Source organism: Furfurilactobacillus rossiae (assembly GCF_013394005.1).
GTDB lineage: Bacteria > Bacillota > Bacilli > Lactobacillales > Lactobacillaceae > Furfurilactobacillus > Furfurilactobacillus rossiae.
Genome location: NZ_CP040586.1, coordinates 2,024,565 through 2,040,735 on the forward strand (window position 1 = coordinate 2,024,565; position 16,171 = coordinate 2,040,735).

The window sequence follows — 16,171 nt, forward strand, 5'->3', positions numbered from 1 at the left end:
TACCTCATTTTTACTTTCGCGTTAGGTTAAAACAGTCGTTCAAGAAATTCCTCAACGTCTGTTTGCAATTGGTGATGCGCGTTATTTACTGTTAAAACATGGCCTGCGTTCGGATACAGCTTAAACGTGACATCTTTATTTAAACTCTCCATTCGTTCATTAAAAGCCGCCCCACTGCCAGGATCAATCATTTGATCCGCATCACCCTGGGCGATAAAGAATGGCTTATTAATCATTTGTAAATTGGCTGCCACTTGTGTTTGGACAAAGTCTTCAATGTCGCTCAACTGTTCTGGATTGTGCTGAGCTAACCAGTCGAGACTTTGTTGCTTTTCATCCGCCGACATTTGTGTGCGTGAATAAATTTTGTTGCTCAAACTTAAAAAGCTTTGCGGCACGTTCGTTTGGCCCACCCGAATAACTGGCGATGCAAACGTCCCACCGCCGACTAACGTGCTGTCAACTTCCAATAAGCGCGTTGCAAACAGACCGCCCATGGATAGACCAAAGACTGCAATTTGTTGATAGCCATGTGCTTTTAGAAAAGTCACTGCATCTTGGGCGTTCTTCAGCCAAGCGGCCACACCGCCCCTTGTAATAATATCTCTGGGCTCCATGGTGCCATGACCAGCAAACATTGGGGCATATACTGTATAACCATCACGCGCCAATCCGCGCCCAATCATCCCCATGTCATTGCTACTGCCAGAATATGCATGCAGTAACAAGACTGCGTTTGCACCCGCCTCAATAAAAAGTGGTTCTGGTTGACGAAAATGAATTGTCATTCTTTCCATCCTTTCATTGAAAAATTGTATGAAAAAAAGCCGGGACTAAGCCCAGCTTTGTCATACATCAATGAAGATGGCATGAGGCCATCACCAATTTGTAAACGTTAGTCGTCAAAAAACAAGCCTACTTATGCGAGGACAAGTACACTAACGCCAAGGCAATAGCAAAGAACAAAATGCCAAGGATTACTGTAACCCGTTGCATAAAGCCTTCAAAGCCCCGTGACTTTTGTTGAGCAAATAAGTCGTTTGCACCGCCGCCAGACAAGGCACCTAATGCATCATCTGTTTTCGTGGGTTGCATCATGACTGCAATAACGATTAAGATTGCGATCACAATCAGTGCAGTTAACAAAAAATTATACAAAGTGGTTCCTCCCATTCAAACTTCGCGGTATGTCTCAACTAATTTAACATAAAATGGTGGGGATTGCTAGTGCGAGCATACTACTAGGCGCATGCAAACAGGTAATCCTTCAGTCTTCACCGCGCACACTAACTTGCTCTGCCATCCCCGCAATTCGTTCACGAATAAAGGCCCGATTATCGTGTTGTGTTTCCACAATCAGGGTATCACCAGCACGCAAAATCGTATCACCGTGCGGAATAATCTGCCGTTCGCCACGATGAACACCAATCAATAGAGCATTGGCTGGCCATCTAAATTCCCGAACTTGATGGCCAACTAAAAATGAACCATCGAACACGGGCACTTCAATTCGATCCGTAAACCCTGCAGCGCGCTCTGCCGTTGGTGACAACATTCGTCCCAATAAGGATTCGTAAATTGGCGCGCCACCACACACATCTACTGTAATATAGGCAACTAGACAAACCACGGCTAATGGCATTAGGTGTTGTAATGACCCGACCATTTCCGTAATCAACAGAATCGCCGTAAACGGTGCTTTTCCGATTCCGGCAAAATACCCTGCCATCGCAAAAATAACTAAGTTGACCACATAAATACTCGGCAGCAATCCCATCATGACCATCGCACGGCCATAGATTGCACCAATGACAGCACCTAACGTTAAAATCGGTAAGAAAATGCCGCCGGGTAATCCAGAACCATACGCCACCATCGAGAATACGAACCGCACAACAAACAGCCCGATGAGCACCCAGATTCCTGGATGAATGTGCGCCAAATCCAAAATAACACTATTACCGCCACCCAAACTGGATGTCCACCACCAACCAACAGGAACGGTGAGTAACAGTGCCACGACGCCGTCTAAATAACGCGGCAGTCTTAACTTAGCGTACCAACTTGGCAAACGCAGCAGGACGGTTTGATACAACCGCCCTAACAATCCCAAAATAATGCCCAGTACAATCAAATGACCGTAATCACGTAATGGTAATCCGCTGGAATACGGAATATGTAAGACCGGCGTTTGCCCGAAGAACCCCAGCGACACGAAGTTTGCGACGACAGCACTGGTCAACGATGTCAGCCAAACTAACGGTGAAAAGTTATGATAAATTTCTTCCAAAACAAATAGTGTGCTGGCAATCGGTGCATTGAATGCTGCTGACAACCCTGCTGCTGCGCCACTAGCGATTGCAACCCGGCGATTAGTTCCTTGATGACCACGAAGTGTGGCATAACCTTGCCCCACAGCAGCCCCAAGTTGAATCGAAGGACCTTCCCGACCCAACATCAGACCAGAACCAATCGCTGCAATACCGCCAACAAACTTTTTCCAGAGTGTTGGCCACCATGGCTCGTCGAATTCCCCAGCTAATTGACCTTCAACTTGAGGAATCCCTGACCCACTAATTTGTGGACTGGTCTTAACCAGCAGCCCCACTAAAATGCCCAAAACAACCATGCCAAAAAGCCACGGTACAATTAACCAAGGTTGGTGATGCATCGCTACATAGCCAGTTTTGACCAGATTAAGACCATGTTCAATCGCCAGGCGAAACAAACTAACGATAAGACCCGTCATTAATCCAACCGCTAACCCTGTGATGACAGTTCCAACCCGCGTTAGATCGAGCGAAAGTCGACGTTTACTTTTTTTCTTCAAATGATCATCTCTCTTTTTAGGACAGTTTTTATAGGAACGTTCGATTATACTCATTCACAAAATATTCAATAATCAACCGGACAGGCTGATCATCAATTACATTTAACTGCTCAGGTAAAAGCAACTGTGTCTTCTTTAAATTATAGTAATCAGTCAATACTTTCGTGAGATTCAAACTATGGCGCAATAAAAAGTGACGGTCAATTAAGCCGCGCACCATCACGCGATCTTGCAATAATAAAACATCCCACTGATACGTGCGAAAGAGACCACGTTTTACACCGGTCTCGAAATAAATAATTGCTTGCTGCTGTTGCTGATTAAGTGCATCTTGCAAATTTCGATAGTCTGAATCGTTGGCTGATTTCAGATCACTCAAGAATTCATCAGAAATTGTTCGCGAAATTGTCAAAGATTGATCGAATAGCATTTGAAACTGACGAAAAAAGTTTGCCACATCCCCATTAAGCTGAGGAATGTCAAGATCCTCTATGTAGTCTAAGTACAGCTTAACAACGGCGTGCACGATGTCTTCTTTCGAGCTGAAGTATTTATAAGCCGTTCTTCGCGAAACACCCATTACTTTAATCAGGTCATTCATTGTTAGCTGATTAAAGCCTTCCCGCATGAAAACAACGGCCATGCGTTCTAATAGCGCGTGCCGTTTTGCCACCTCATGTTGTGTTGCCATTTAGCTCCCCCGTTTCATTGTTGCCAAAAACATTCAAATTTAGTATAGGTGAACAAAGTAAACACATTAAGGACTTCATGTATATTTCAGTTTTTCTTTTAAATCTTTAGAAATTCATAATCTATCAAAACTTGGCGACAAAAAAACTCCCCACTTCGAAAAGTGAGGAATTTTATTATCATAACAACCTGTTTCAAGACGAAATTACTTGTTGATGATGGCGTTACGAGCTTGTTCACTCAAGTTGTAGAATGAGTGGATGCCCTTGTATTCAGCGGTTGTGCCTAATTGGTCTTCAATCCGCATCAACTGGTTGTACTTAGCGATCCGTTCAGTCCGGCTCATTGAACCAGTCTTGATTTGGCCGGCGTTTGTAGCAACAACCAAGTCAGCAATCGTTGTGTCTTCGGTTTCACCAGAACGGTGAGAAACGATGGCAGTGTAGCCAGCTTCTTTAGCCATTTCGATAGCTTCAACAGTTTCAGTCAAAGTACCGATTTGGTTCAACTTGATCAAGATAGCGTTAGCAACGCCCATCTTGATACCCTTAGCCAAGTAGTCAGTGTTAGTAACAAACAGGTCGTCACCGACAAGTTGTACTTTCTTACCTAACTTAGCAGTTAAAGTTGCCCAGTCATCCCAAGTGTTTTCATCCAGAGGATCTTCGATGGAAACGATTGGGTACTTGTCAACGATACCTTCAAGTAAGTCAGTGAATTCTTCGGCAGTGTAACTCTTACCGTCACCAACTAAGTCATACTTCTTAGTGTCGGTGTTGTAGAATTCTGATGCAGCACAGTCAAAGGCAATTGAAATGTCCTTACCAGGTACATAACCAGCCTTGGTAATAGCTTCAACCAGAATTTCAAATGGTTCTTCATTGTTCTTCAAGTCAGGTGCAAAACCACCTTCGTCACCAACGGCAGTGGAGTAACCACGGTCGTTTAAGATGCTCTTCAAAGCGTGGAATGTTTCTGAGCCATAACGAACGGCTTCTTTAATTGTTGGCGCACCAACAGGCATAATCATGAATTCTTGGAAGTCAACCTTGTTGTTGGCATGCTTCCCACCGTTGATAACGTTCATCATTGGTGTTGGCAGAACGTGCGCATTGAAACCACCTAAGTAGTTGTAAAGTGGAACTTCAAGTTCGTCAGCAGCTGCACGGGCAGCGGCTAATGAAACACCTAAGATGGCGTTCGCGCCTAATTTACCCTTGTTTGGTGTACCATCAAGCTTGATCATTGCTTGGTCGATAGCAACTTGGTCAGTAACATCGTAACCAACAATTTCCTTAGCGATGATGTTATTTACATTATCAACCGCTTTAGTAACACCCTTACCTTGGAACCGGCTCTTGTCGCCGTCACGTAATTCAACAGCTTCGTGTTCACCAGTTGAGGCACCTGAAGGAACGATTCCACGGCCCATTGCACCACTTTCTGTGTACAATTCAACTTCAACAGTTGGGTTACCGCGTGAATCTAAAACTTCGCGTGCATAAATATCTGTAATAATAGACATCTTATTCTCTCCTTATATGGGTAAATGTAGTCGCAATGACTTCCCTACTATTATATGTGTTACGCGTTTCACTATCAAGATTATGAGCAATTATTTTCCGGGATCATTGCTAATAAGTTCCAGAAACGATTCAGGTTGAAGACTCGCATTGCCGACCAAAACCCCATCGACATCCTGTTTCTGCATGATCGTGTTTATATTTGCAGGCTTAACAGAACCGCCATATAATACCCGCACTTCATCAGCAATTTCATCATCGTAAACGTCTGCGACCGTTTGACGAATCAGATAACAGCCTTCCTCAATTTGATCTGGTGATGCAGGTGTGCCAACACCAATCGCCCAGCTTGGCTCATACGCAATAATCGCAGTTCTTGCCTGCTCCTCATCAACACCCTTTAACGCTTCGATCACCTGAGCCACAACCCAGTGAACAGCATCATTAGATTCTCGCTGTCCCATCGTTTCATCACAACAGATGATTGGCCGCATATGGTTCCGAAAAACGGCCTGAACTTTTAAATTAATCATCTCATCGGTTTCACGGAAAATCTTCCGACGCTCCGAATGTCCCAAAATAACAAAATCAACGCCAGCTTTGCTTAACGCATATGGACTGGTTTCACCGGTAAACGGACCGTTATCCTCAAAGTAACAATTTTCTGCGCCAACTTCTAAAGGCATGTCGCGAGTCTGATCAACCATTTGCTCTAAAAACAAAGCAGGTGCACAAATAGCTGTTTCTAACTGCATCGCATTAGGTAAATTGCCTCTAATTCCATTTACAAACGATTCTACTGAGTCCGCAGTCTTATTCATCTTCCAATTTCCAACAATCATTGGAATCCGCATGGGTTAGCCCCCTCTTCATAATGGGTTTTGGCATTACTCTTTTAATCTGTCAAAGCACTCGTTGCCAAGCGAGTGCTCACAACTCTTTCTCCTACACATGCATTGTAGTGAAATCAGTCCTAAAAAGCTAGTTTCACCTTGCCTTGCTAAGCAGTAACAGGTCGTTGCGATGACCGAAGACGCCGTTTCTTGGGGAACGTTTCAGCCCGCTGAAGTACACGGTCTTCAACTCGATTCTGAACCGAAAACCACGTTTCAGAACTCGTCCCACAATACTAAATGGCAAAACTCGCCATCAAGTATTGTCGACACGAAACTCTGTCTTCAGTCATCTCCACTCACATATATGTTAACGATAGTGTAGACAAATTAATTAATCCGATTTCAAATCTTCTTCTAAACTAGATTTTTTGGGCTGATTCAAGGTTATATGAATATGAACTGGATGGCGTCAGCATTGAAATGTAGTCGTGAAAGTGACGTTAATCCGGTGTATTTCCGGATTTAGGTCACAGACGGGCTTGAACCGGTCTCACGACGAAGTTTCGATGTTGACAACCGCAAGCGTCCTTAACCACTCAAAACGCAAAAACGCCCGCCAACCTGTTAAGAAGCAGATTGAAGGACGTTAAGTAGAACGATATTAAACTAAATTACTTGTCACTGATTGCTGCAATCCCAGGTAAAGTCTTACCTTCAAGGTATTCAAGGGAAGCACCACCACCAGTAGAGATGTGGGTCAATTTGTCAGCAACACCCAATTGTTGAACAGCAGCTGTTGAGTCACCACCACCAACAATTGTCGTAGCATCCAAGTCACCTAAGAACTTACCAACAGCCAAGGTACCCTTAGCAAAGTTTGGCATTTCGAAGACACCCATTGGTCCGTTCCAAACAACGGTCTTAGCATCACGCAAAGTGTTTTCAAATAATTCAACAGACTTTGGACCGATGTCAAGAGCCATGTAACCATCAGGAATTGAACCATCAACAGTTTCTGCAGGTGAATCATTCTTGAATTCCTTAGCAACAACAGAGTCGATTGGCAATACAAGCTTATCGCCAGCCTTTTCAATGATTGCTTTGGCTGTGTCGATCTTGTCCTTTTCAAGCAATGAGTTACCAACTGAAAGGCCTTGGGCAGCGAAGAAGGTGTAAGCCATCCCACCACCAACGATAACCTTGTCAGCTTTGCTCAACAAGTTGTCGATGACGCCGATCTTGTCAGAAACCTTAGCACCACCCAAGATAGCAACAAATGGGTGAACAGGGTTATCAACAGCGTTACCTAAGAACTTGATTTCTTTTTCCATTAAGAAACCAGCAGCAACTGACTTGCCGGCCGCCTTCATGGCAGTTGCGATACCAACGTTTGAGGCATGCTCACGGTGAGCAGTACCAAAGGCATCGTTAACGAAAACGTCGCCAAGTGAAGCCCAGTATTGACCCAATTCAGGGTTGTTACCGGATTCCTTCTTGCCATCCAAATCTTCAAAACGAGTGTTTTCGAATAACAGAACTTCGCCGTCTTTCAAGTTGTTGATGGCGTCTTCAAGTTGTGGACCACGGGTAGTAGGTACAAACGTTACAGGTTTGCCCAATAAGTTACTCAAACGTTCTGCAACAGGACGCATGGATAATTCCTTTTTGTCCTCTTCAGTCTTAACACGACCTAAGTGACTGAATAAGATGGCACGACCACCGTGATCCAGAACATAGTTAATCGTAGGTAATGCAGCCACGATTCGGTTGTCGTTACCAATCACGCCGTTTTTAATCGGCACATTAAAGTCAACACGCATTAAAACTTTTTTTCCAGTTAAATCTAAATCAGAAACAGTTAATTTAGCCAAGGTAGTTTCCTCCCAACGATTTTTGCGTACGCATATATTTTAACGATTTTTAATGGTAAAAGCCACTCACAGCCCAATTTTCTGAAAACAAACACGACTATTTGTGAATCATTCCACTAAATCATTCAAAGAAAAAGGCGGGCGGAGTCTTCCTCCTCCCGCCTTTGCCACATCTAATCAAAAACGTAATGATTTAAATTAAGCTTCCAAAGTGGCGAACTTCAACAACGTACGGATCATGTTGCAAGTGAAGCCCCATTCGTTGTCGTACCAAGCAACAGTCTTAACTAATTGGCTGTCACCGGCAGTTGTAACTTCCGTTTGAGTTGGGTCAAATACGGAACCATGTGAATCGTCGATGATATCGCTTGAAACGATTTCGTCGTCGTTGTAACCAAAGGCTTCGTTGCCTTCAGTGTGCTTCTTGATAGCTGCGTTAACTTCGTCAGCAGTAACTTTCTTGTCCAGAACAGTTACTAATTCAGTTAATGAACCGTCAACAACAGCAACACGTTGTGCGTGTCCTTGTAACTTACCGTTCAATTCTGGGATAACCAAGCCAAGGGCCTTAGCAGCACCAGTTGAGTGAGGAATCGTGTTAACAGAAGCAGTACGGTTGTTACGAGGCTTTGAACCACGAGGGCCATCAAGGATTGATTGAGTTGATGTGAAGGCGTGAACCGTCGTCATCGTACCAACCTTGATACCGAATTCTTCGTTCATGAAGTAAGCCAGTGGTGCAAGACAGTTAGTCGTGCATGAACCAGCGGAAACGATCTTGTCATCGTTGCTCAAAACGTCCAAGTTAACACCAGGAACAACAGTTGTGATCTTACCAGCAGGTGCTGAGATCAGAACACGCTTTGCGCCGGCATCCAAGTGGGCTTGTGACTTTTCTGCTGAAGTGTAGAAACCAGTACATTCAAGCACGTAGTCAACACCATCGTTCTTAACCCAAGGAATGTTCTTTGCATCGCGTTCTGCGTATACAGGGATTTCCTTACCGTCAACGACAATGCCCTTGTCCGTTGAACTAACTTCACCAGGGAACTTGCCGTGAGTGGAGTCATACTTGAGTAAGTAAGCCAACATTGAAGGTGTAGTCAAATCATTGATTGCAACAACTTCGATGTCGCTAGTGTTCAATTCGTGGATCCGCTTTAAAGCTAAACGACCGATACGGCCAAATCCGTTGATACCAATTTTAACAGTCATTGGTGAACTTCCTCCCTTAAGGAAAATATATGTTTAACACAGATGTAATTATATGACAATCGGCCAAAACCTGCAAACGTTAGACTTGTTTTCACAAGTGCTTTCATTCGTTTACATTTGATTGTTTCATAAGCGTGACGCGCCTTAGCAGAATATTCTTCCGTTTGCTAAAAGTTCAAATTCTTACCAAACTCTAAGCGTATTTGTGTGCCATCTTGGCGGCCACTGCAGCAGCAATCGCGCCAATGATGTCGTCAATAAAAGTATTGACCTGATCAGTCTTCTCTTCATCCAGCCGTTTGATAACGCCTTCCTTGACCTTATCCACATAACCATAGTTGGTCACACCGATGGTGCCATAAATGTTGGCAATGTTGAGCGCCAGTCCTTTATCGACACCAAACACGCCGGCATCATTTCTGATAATCGATTCCAGCGGCTCCTTCAGTTGATTTTCAGTTGCCAACCGATCCAACTCAAGCGCCACCATCACGTTGTTCATCACTTCGCGTTTGTGGAGCACATCTTCTGTTTCCGTTTCAAACTCACTGAGCGGAACATCTGGTAAATATTCGCGTTGCATGTCCTGCGTAATTGCAGCAATCTCTTTGTAGGTAATATTTTTGGCTGCTAACTGGTCAGTCACCAACTTATAAGCAGCCTGATCTGGGTATTTAAATGATGAGTTATTCATATTTTTATTGTCATTCCTTCCGTAAATCTAAATATGCTGACCGATCAGCTCAGTGAGATGATGGCGATCCCCTGCACACTTACTCTAGCGTACACACATTACCCATAAAAAGCATGTTAGACGGGTTGAAGTTTACCAATTGCAAGCAAAAAAGCGGAACAGGTTTCGATCCGCTCATTTTCGCCTAGTATATTAATTTGGACTAATCACTGGAACATTATTCCCCCATCAACTGCTAAGGATTGTCCAGTAATATAGTTGGCCTGATCAGATACTAAGAAGGATACATAGTTTGCAATATCCTCAGGTTCCTCACCACGACCAAGTAAAATTGAATCGACAAACTTTTGCCGTGTCTCTCCAATAGCCGCACCAGTACGCTCTGCAAAACGCGCATCAATTTCATCCCACATCGGTGTGAGAACAATACCAGGATTGTATGCGTTAACCCTAATCTTATCTGGACCAAGTTCTTTTGCTGCTGCCTGAACTAATCCGCGTGTGGCAAACTTTGTTGAAGAGTACAGGCCCAGCATTTCAAAGCCCTGCATTCCAGCAATTGATGAAGCTAAGATAATGGATCCGCCAGCATCACCATTCTTACGCAATGCCTTTGGTGCCGTTTGTAGAGCCCATACTTGGGATTTGAGGTTGATGTTTAAAATATTGTCAACCTGTTCTTCTGGGGTATCTTCAATGGTGTCCACCCAATCAATCCCAGCGTTAGCAACAAAAGAATCGAGGCGTCCATACTTGTCCAGAGCAAATTGAACTAAATCTGTATTGGTTTTCTTGAATTGAACGTCGCCAGCAAATGCTGAGGCTTCGCCACCGTTAGCTTTGATTTTATCAACAACGGAAGCTAATTTTGACTCAGTTCGACCATTGACAACAACAGCCAATCCATCCTGTGCTAATCGCAAAGCAATTCCGGCGCCAATACCCTGACCGCCACCAGTAACAATTGCAACTTTCTTACTCATAAAAAATACCCCATTTTCTGATTTGTCTTAAGTGACTGAGACACTTTTATTGTAAGCGCCGCCATAACAACTGTCTATTACTTTCGTTTTACACTCACCAGGTAAACTAAAATGAGATTGGAACACAACATTTCAACTTGAATCCTAGTGAAACAGCAACAAGCAATTCTTCTTCAAACGTCAAAGTTTGTGCAGGTGAAAAATTGTCGCAATCGTGAGACATAAAAAATTGTCCCTCTAACAAAAAATGCGATGCTCATGGGATCACCCCATAAACGTCACATTTGTATTATCTGAGAAAGTCAAACCTTGTTAGATTCAGCTTTTAGTCATGCTCAAAATTTTGTGCTTTCACGTTGAACCAACCGCGTACCCAAAACAATCTTCTTAGCTATCGGATGATCGCCTTTAGTAATTTCCTGAGCTAACTGAATTGCCGCTTCACCCATGTGATTAGTCGCGACGTGCACCGCAGTTAATCCTGGAATCGCATAACTGGCGATTGACGTGTCATCAAACGTAACCAGTTGAACACGATCAGGCACGCTTATGTTAGCTTCGTTCAACGCTTTCAACGCTCCAACTGCCATGGCATCATTCGTAATGATAAACCCGTCCGGCAATTGGTCCTGTAAGTCACCAATCAAAGCTTTCATCTGTTGGTAACCCGATTGACGCGAATAATCGCCTTGTGTAACAAACGCCTCATTGTAATCCTGACCCATTGCCATCTGAAAAGGCCTTTTTCGTGGATCCTCAATGACTCGCTGACGATCCGTGGTCATCTCTGTGCCGCAAATCATCCCAATATGGCAAACACCGACGTCAGTTAAGTGATGAACCGCATCGCTTATTGCATATTGAAAATCCGTAACAACCGAATCATAACCTAATCCCATTGCATCGAAATCCACAAATACAATTCGATCCGTAATGCCCGTTAATTTAAGAATTTCAGCTTGAGAATATTTTCCCAGTGCAATGATCACGGATGTATCGTCGTGAATCTGATCCAAGGAACCAGCAAAGACCGTTTGAACGCGAAAACCTGCTGTCATTGCCGCATGCTCAATACTGATGCGAATTGACATATAGTAAAGATCTTCCATTTCCTGCATCTGGGAATACCATTCAACCACCGTGATTTGTTTGACCACGCTAGTTTGATGATTCCGTTTGCGTTTGGAATAATTCAGCGCCTCGGCAGCCTCAAAAATCCGTTGCCGCGTTTCTTTGCTAACCGCCATCGTCGCATCATAGTTCAGCACACGAGAAACAGTCGCAAGTGAAACATTTGCCCGTGTTGCAATATCTTTCAGCGTTGCCACTGTCTCTCACCTTCCCACACATTCAAGATATTATTCGATTGCTTTAATAAACCGAGCTTGTGCTTCACGACCAGCAGCATCCCACTTGAACACGCCAGCATCCTCCAAAACGCGACCAAAGACTTTACCAATCGCATCGTCGACTACTTGTTCAACATTATCACTTGTAATGGTGTTGTTTTGTTTGAGCTCTTCCGCCCAAGTGCGGTGATATTCAGCCATATCGTTTGGCTGATCCAACAAGAATTTTTGAACTTCTTGCATTTCGGTCTTCAAACGAGCAGGCAAAATCGCACGGCCCATAACTTCGATTAAACCAATGTTTTCCTTCTTAATGTGCTGAACATCCTTGTGCGGATGGAAAATGCCATCCGGATAATCGGCGGAAGTTTGATTATCCCGCAACACAATATCGAGAACAAATTGATCCCCATTGCGATAAGCAATTGGCGTAACCGTATGATGACGGGTCTCACCATCATATGCTTTTACAGAAACGGCTGGATCGTCATAGTGATTCCAAACTTCACGGATATGTTCGGCAGCATCGGCGACGTTCTGCTGGTTAGCGCCGGTCAAACGAATTGTCGACATCGCCCATTTCACAACACCACATTTAACGTCTGGATAATCAGCTAATTTAAACGTTGAAGCAATCGGTGCCTTCATCATTGGGAAGTTGTGCCGCCCACCTTGATAATGTTCATGGCTCAACATAGAGCCACCCACGATCGGTAAATCAGCGTTGCTACCAACGAAATACTGTGGAAATTGCGTAATAATCTCAAACAAATTAGTAAATGTTTGCCGATTAATTTTCATCGGGACATGTTGTTGATCGAGGAAAATCGCATGCTCGCCAAAGTATGCATATGGCGAGTACTGGAAGCCCCATGGACGACCGCCAACCGTTAATCGAATGACCCGGTGATTACTTCGCGCAGGATAACCAAGGCAACCTAGGTAGCCTTCATTTTCTAAACATAACTGACAAAGTGGATAGCCACTCGCTGCTGTGTGGGCAGCTGCCGCAATCGCTTTCGGATCCTTTTCCGGTTTGGACAGGTTGATTGTGATTTCCAAGTCGCCAAACGTTGTCGCTGAATTAAAGACAATATTCTTTGCGATTGCCTTTGTCTTGATATAGTTATTGGCTTTACTCAAACCGTAAAAATATTTTGTTGCTGCTTCAGGGCTGGTCTGATAATCTTCCCAGAAACGTTCATTCACTTTACTTGGCCGCGGTGTCGTCAAGTCCATCAACTGCGCATCCAATAGTTCGCGGGCTGTTTGATTATCTTCGATTTTACCGTTTTCCACGGCGGCATTAACCAGCGCCTCACTGATAGCTTCAACACCATCGCCTTCTAAGGCAACAGCCATTTCATCACCAATTAAGGCAAAAATTCGATTTCTCAAATAAACCCGATCCAACGGTTCCGCCGCACCATTCTGCACGGCTAAGCTAATTAAATTCTCTACTGCATCTTCTACCATTAGTGTCACTCCTACGTTTATGCCGTAACTTCGTGAGTCCCATCGGCAATTTCAGCCACGTAAAAGTCTGCTGCATAACCAAAGCGCTTCAGGTACGTGTCGCCAACAACTTCCTTAACGTGATCAACTTGGTCGCGACTAACGATCGCAATTGCACAACCGCCGAAGCCACCGCCAATGATCCGTGCACCAAGAACACCGTCTTGTGCCCAAGCAGTATCAACCAACGTGTCGAGTTCTGGGACACTCACCTCATAATCATACTGCAATGAAATGTGTGATGCGCTAACAAGGTGACCAAACGTCTTTAAATCATGATCATCCAATGCTTGTTTGGCATCAATTGTTCGCTGATTTTCAAACACAGCGTGGCGCGCACGACGAATCAAGGTGGCATCGTTAATTAAGTAAGTTGCTTGGTCGAATTGTTCTTTGGTCAAGTCACCCAATGTCTTAACGTTGACCCCTTGTTGAATGCGGCGTAATGCTTCTTCACACTGTGAGCGACGTTCATTGTACTTCGAACTAGCTAAGTCATGAGACTTGTTACTGTTCATAATCAAAACGACATTGTCACCTAAATCAACTGGATAATACTCATATTTCATGGTGTTAACGTCTAGGAACATGGCTTGATCTTTTTTACCCATGCCAATCGCAAATTGGTCCATGATACCGGAATTCAAGCCAATATAGTCATTTTCAACTTGTTGACCGGCGTAAACTAAGTCCATCTGTTCAACGTCGAGGTTGTAAAGTTTCTTGGCAATGACACCAACCAATAATTCCAAAGATGCTGAGGATGACAAACCAGAGCCGTCAGGCAAGTTACCATGAACGTATAAATCGAAGCCATGGTCAAACTTAGCACCCTTCTTGGCTAGTTCATAAAGCATTCCCTTAGGATAGTTTCCCCAACCAAAACCCTTGTTGAAGGATAAGTCATTTACATCAAAAGTAAGCACGCCATCCTTGGGTAAGTTACCTGAGTACAAACGAACCGTGGTATCCGTCCGTGGTGAAGCAGCGCCGTATGTTCCCAATGTAATCGCACATGGAAATACGTGACCACCATTGTAATCAGTGTGTTCACCGATCAGGTTGATCCGGCCAGGTGAGAAGAAAACAGACTGTGGTGCGACATCAAAAGCATCTTGATATTCTTGTTTAATACTTGCTGCATCCATAATGTATAAACCACCTTTTAACATTTTTTATTGCTGCATTTTAATTACTTAATCTTGGCGATATCTTCTGAATCCGCACCAAGCTTCTTTTCCAATTCCTTAACAACTTCAGCATGTTTAGCTTCGGTCAAGGTAACTTTTGTTAAGTAAACAACAGCGGCAATGACAAGCATCACCATTGGTGCGTAGAAAATATAAGTCTTGAAATGAAGCATTTCGGTAGCCGTAATGCTACTTGGTTTAGCATTACCAATCATCCCCGCGTGAACCGCAGCAAGACCAACAATACCGTTAGCAAATGCACCAGCCAATTTGTCTAACAATGGACGAACCGCTAAAGTAACCGATTCGTTACGGGTTCCTAAACGCAATTGACCATATTCAACACAATCAGTAATTGTCATTAAAGCAGCTAAGAAAATCATTGGGTAAGGGAAGAAAATCAGCGAAATAGCGAGCAATACTAAGAAAAGATTAGTGCCGGCAAACATGAAGACAACGTAGCCAACTAACATGAGGCAAATACCGCCAACATAAATTGCCTTCCGTTTAATCAGTGATTCCAGGAATGGAAACAGGATAACTGAGATGATCCCTAAGATGGCAGTTACTAAACCTTCTAGTGAGAATAATCCAGCCTTTCCCATAACGTACTTGAAGTAGTACAAGAATAATGAACTAGTGATAACGTAACCAAATGCTAGCATAAAGTAAGACAATGCTAACCACATCAATTGGTCATTCTTGAATAACACTTTAAAGATTCCAACAATTCCAACCTTTTCAGTATTTTCACGAATGATGTTATCTTCTTCTTTAGTTCCCAAAGCGGTTGCTAATGCGCCTAAGAATGAAACAGCACCAATCAAAACGGCGAAGCCAACCCAACCAATTTGGGTTTGTTGACCTCTTGCGCCACCGAACCAACCAGATACCAAAGTGACTGTTGGCATAATAACCAAAGCGACACCTTGTGCACCTAAAGTAGAACCGAAACGGGCAATCGTCCCAAAACGAGCACGTTTACCAGAATCAACAGTTAAGGCAGGTAACATTGACCAGAAGGAAATATCTTTAAACGAATAGAAGATATCCAATATCACGAACGCTATTCCAAAGAGAATCAGATATAACGTTGGCTTGTTAACAGTCAAACCGCCAAAATCCGTAAAGATCAAGATAAGCATCAAAGAACTAACAGTCGCACCAATCATTAACCAAGGTTTAAATTTGCCCCATTTAGTGCGCGTGTTATCAACCATCCCACCAATAAGCGGATCAAATGCAATTTCGATAATCCGAATGACCATCATGGTAAGAGTAACAGCACTGATCATCTTGGCATCATTTGCATGATTACCTGAACTAAATAATTGACTAGTAACGAAAATAACAAAATAAGTGCTAAGTGTTGCATAGAATGCGTCGTGACCGAACGCCCCAAGCGCATAGGATAAATATTGTTTAACTTGATTCATTTTCAAGTTCTCCTTTTTCCATTCGACTAATTTAACGTT

14 protein-coding genes are annotated in these 16,171 nt (G+C 43.5%); all 14 read right to left on the minus strand.

The window, feature by feature from the left end; genetic code table 11:
• Positions 1-26: 26 nt before the first annotated feature.
• The 14 genes from LROSL1_RS09850 to LROSL1_RS09915 all read right to left on the minus strand — a co-directional run bounded on the left by LROSL1_RS09850 (position 27) and on the right by LROSL1_RS09915 (position 16,132).
• Positions 27-788: an alpha/beta hydrolase gene (locus LROSL1_RS09850; protein WP_178914460.1), complete on the minus strand. Its 762-nt coding sequence runs from the start codon at positions 786-788 to the stop codon at positions 27-29.
• Positions 789-915: 127 nt separating this feature from the next.
• A complete protein-coding gene (gene secG, locus LROSL1_RS09855; RefSeq protein ID WP_017262223.1) occupies positions 916-1,158 on the minus strand; it encodes a preprotein translocase subunit SecG in 243 nt (80 codons plus the stop codon).
• Between the two features lie 109 nt (positions 1,159-1,267).
• Positions 1,268-2,830, minus strand: coding sequence for a ClC family H(+)/Cl(-) exchange transporter (locus LROSL1_RS09860; RefSeq protein ID WP_178914461.1), 1,563 nt, complete (start codon positions 2,828-2,830; stop codon positions 1,268-1,270).
• A gap of 28 nt (positions 2,831-2,858) precedes the next feature.
• Positions 2,859-3,521 carry a TetR/AcrR family transcriptional regulator gene (locus LROSL1_RS09865; protein ID WP_017262221.1) on the minus strand — a complete coding sequence of 221 codons (663 nt, stop codon included), beginning with the start codon at positions 3,519-3,521 and terminating at the stop codon, positions 2,859-2,861.
• 204 nt (positions 3,522-3,725) lie between these two features.
• Positions 3,726-5,045 carry a phosphopyruvate hydratase gene (gene eno, locus LROSL1_RS09870; RefSeq protein ID WP_017262220.1) on the minus strand — a complete coding sequence of 440 codons (1,320 nt, stop codon included), beginning with the start codon at positions 5,043-5,045 and terminating at the stop codon, positions 3,726-3,728.
• Between the two features lie 90 nt (positions 5,046-5,135).
• Positions 5,136-5,897, minus strand: a complete 762-nt coding sequence (gene tpiA / locus LROSL1_RS09875; RefSeq protein ID WP_161001650.1) for a triose-phosphate isomerase — start codon at positions 5,895-5,897, stop codon at positions 5,136-5,138.
• Positions 5,898-6,550: 653 nt separating this feature from the next.
• Entirely contained in the window at positions 6,551-7,750 is a 1,200-nt protein-coding gene (locus LROSL1_RS09880; protein ID WP_017262218.1) for a phosphoglycerate kinase, read from the minus strand.
• Between the two features lie 198 nt (positions 7,751-7,948).
• Positions 7,949-8,965 (minus strand): type I glyceraldehyde-3-phosphate dehydrogenase, encoded by a 1,017-nt coding sequence (gene gap, locus LROSL1_RS09885; RefSeq protein WP_178914462.1) that lies wholly within the window; start codon positions 8,963-8,965, stop codon positions 7,949-7,951.
• A gap of 193 nt (positions 8,966-9,158) precedes the next feature.
• Complete coding sequence (locus tag LROSL1_RS09890) at positions 9,159-9,659, minus strand: phosphatidylglycerophosphatase A (RefSeq protein ID WP_178914463.1); 501 nt, start codon at positions 9,657-9,659, stop codon at positions 9,159-9,161.
• Positions 9,660-9,865: 206 nt separating this feature from the next.
• Positions 9,866-10,642 carry a glucose 1-dehydrogenase gene (locus tag LROSL1_RS09895; RefSeq protein ID WP_178914464.1) on the minus strand — a complete coding sequence of 259 codons (777 nt, stop codon included), beginning with the start codon at positions 10,640-10,642 and terminating at the stop codon, positions 9,866-9,868.
• A 335-nt stretch (positions 10,643-10,977) separates the two neighbouring features.
• Positions 10,978-11,970, minus strand: a complete 993-nt coding sequence (locus tag LROSL1_RS09900; RefSeq protein WP_178914465.1) for a LacI family DNA-binding transcriptional regulator — start codon at positions 11,968-11,970, stop codon at positions 10,978-10,980.
• Between the two features lie 30 nt (positions 11,971-12,000).
• On the minus strand, positions 12,001-13,467 hold the full coding sequence (locus LROSL1_RS09905) for a UDP-glucose--hexose-1-phosphate uridylyltransferase (protein ID WP_178914466.1): 1,467 nt from the start codon (positions 13,465-13,467) through the stop codon (positions 12,001-12,003).
• A gap of 17 nt (positions 13,468-13,484) precedes the next feature.
• The gene (locus LROSL1_RS09910; protein ID WP_178914467.1) at positions 13,485-14,654 is read right to left on the minus strand and encodes a galactokinase; all 1,170 of its coding nucleotides are present in this window, start codon (positions 14,652-14,654) and stop codon (positions 13,485-13,487) included.
• A gap of 44 nt (positions 14,655-14,698) precedes the next feature.
• Positions 14,699-16,132 carry a glycoside-pentoside-hexuronide (GPH):cation symporter gene (locus tag LROSL1_RS09915; RefSeq protein ID WP_178914468.1) on the minus strand — a complete coding sequence of 478 codons (1,434 nt, stop codon included), beginning with the start codon at positions 16,130-16,132 and terminating at the stop codon, positions 14,699-14,701.
• Positions 16,133-16,171: the final 39 nt, after the last annotated feature.

Bases quoted from the DNA above. Each gene is read 5' to 3' on its own strand.
- LROSL1_RS09895 (WP_178914464.1), bottom strand. From the start codon at position 10,642: ATGAGTAAGAAAGTTGCAATTGTTACTGGTGGCGGTCAGGGTATTGGC.
- LROSL1_RS09910 (WP_178914467.1), bottom strand. From the start codon at position 14,654: ATGGATGCAGCAAGTATTAAACAAGAATATCAAGATGCTTTTGATGTC.
- gap (WP_178914462.1), bottom strand. From the start codon at position 8,965: ATGACTGTTAAAATTGGTATCAACGGATTTGGCCGTATCGGTCGTTTA.
- LROSL1_RS09905 (WP_178914466.1), bottom strand. From the start codon at position 13,467: ATGGTAGAAGATGCAGTAGAGAATTTAATTAGCTTAGCCGTGCAGAAT.
- LROSL1_RS09890 (WP_178914463.1), bottom strand. From the start codon at position 9,659: ATGAATAACTCATCATTTAAATACCCAGATCAGGCTGCTTATAAGTTG.
- LROSL1_RS09915 (WP_178914468.1), bottom strand. From the start codon at position 16,132: ATGAATCAAGTTAAACAATATTTATCCTATGCGCTTGGGGCGTTCGGT.
- tpiA (WP_161001650.1), bottom strand. From the start codon at position 5,897: ATGCGGATTCCAATGATTGTTGGAAATTGGAAGATGAATAAGACTGCG.
- LROSL1_RS09850 (WP_178914460.1), bottom strand. From the start codon at position 788: ATGACAATTCATTTTCGTCAACCAGAACCACTTTTTATTGAGGCGGGT.
- LROSL1_RS09865 (WP_017262221.1), bottom strand. From the start codon at position 3,521: ATGGCAACACAACATGAGGTGGCAAAACGGCACGCGCTATTAGAACGC.
- eno (WP_017262220.1), bottom strand. From the start codon at position 5,045: ATGTCTATTATTACAGATATTTATGCACGCGAAGTTTTAGATTCACGC.